Source organism: Mesorhizobium sp. B1-1-5 (assembly GCF_006443065.1).
Classification (GTDB): Bacteria; Pseudomonadota; Alphaproteobacteria; order Rhizobiales; family Rhizobiaceae; genus Mesorhizobium.
The window spans coordinates 1-1067 of sequence record NZ_VFWS01000624.1; the positions used below are offsets into that span (position 1 = coordinate 1).

The following is a 1067-nucleotide window of genomic DNA, read 5'->3' on the forward strand; positions in this document are numbered from 1 at the left end:
TGGTGGTTCCAACTGACGCGCGGCACCTGGAGGCCAAGGGTGCGAGTCGAGACATCAGCGGCAATGCGGTCAGCAACCTTCCGTCGTCATTTCCATCTGGCCAGGGGCCGCGGACTTGGCGCTGGTATCCTGCTGACCGGGAGCTGACTCCTTGGCGCTGCCTGTCTGTTGGCCCGGTGCGCAATCCTTGGCGGAGTTGGAGTTGGTCGACTTGGTCGTGGTCGAGTCCGTGTTCTGATCCGTCGGCATCGTTGTCGTCGTGGAGGAGGAGCCGCTCGACGTCGTATTGGTCGATTGCGCCAGGGCAAGGCCGCCGGAAAGAATCATTACGACGGAAGCGAGAAGAAGACGTTCCATCATTCACTCCTGGTGAGTATCCCTTCGGCCGCATAACAAGGGAGTCGGCGAACGCTTCCGTGGAGTATCTGGCGCCGTCGCCGTGGCATCAACGTGCCGGTTGTGGTGCGTCGATGACGACATACGGCCCGGCCCGGAACAAAGAAAAGCGCCGTTAGTTTCACCCGCAGGGCACTCAAACAGAAGGACGAGCATGATGAAAATGGCTTTAGTAATCGCGCTTGCGGTGTCGTTTTCTGCGGGCTCTGCAATCGCGGCATGTCCGGACAAGTCGGCTGCCAACACGGGCGCCGACACCCAACAGACAGCCGGTATTTCGAAAGATTGTACCCACGCGCCCTTGGAAACTCCGAAGGCCAAGGATAGTGCCGGCAAACCGGCCGCCAAGGATGGCAGCACAATGCCGTTGGCAGGGGCGGAAGGCGGCGGTGACAAGAATCTCGCAACATCGCAGCAGGATATCGAGGCGCAGCAGCATGGCGGCAAGACCGCGGCGGCAAAGGCCGACGACAGCTGCAATGACTGACGACGGAACAGGGCCGGAGCGGTTGTTGGCTCCGGCCTTTTCATCATGTCTACAGAAGAGCCGGCCGGCCGGAGCCAGCGGGGCCCGATGGACTGCGAGTTCCTGCATCGAGGGGCACATGGCGCCATGCAGGAAGAGCTCGGCATCCTGGTTGCCTTCAGCAGGTAGAGATATGCCTTAAAGG

The 1067-nt window shown here is 61.0% G+C and carries 2 protein-coding genes; one reads left to right on the top strand and one right to left on the bottom strand.

The features are described from left to right. Window positions 1–69: 69 nt before the first annotated feature. Window positions 70–360 (bottom strand): hypothetical protein, encoded by a 291-nt coding sequence (locus FJ980_RS33870; protein ID WP_140547696.1) that lies wholly within the window; start codon window positions 358–360, stop codon window positions 70–72. A 190-nt stretch (window positions 361–550) separates the two neighbouring features. Here FJ980_RS33870 and FJ980_RS33875 point away from each other — a divergent pair, with 190 nt between their 5' ends. Continuing rightward, complete coding sequence (locus FJ980_RS33875) at window positions 551–883, top strand: hypothetical protein (protein WP_140547697.1); 333 nt, start codon at window positions 551–553, stop codon at window positions 881–883. The last annotated feature ends 184 nt before the right edge of the window (window positions 884–1067 follow it).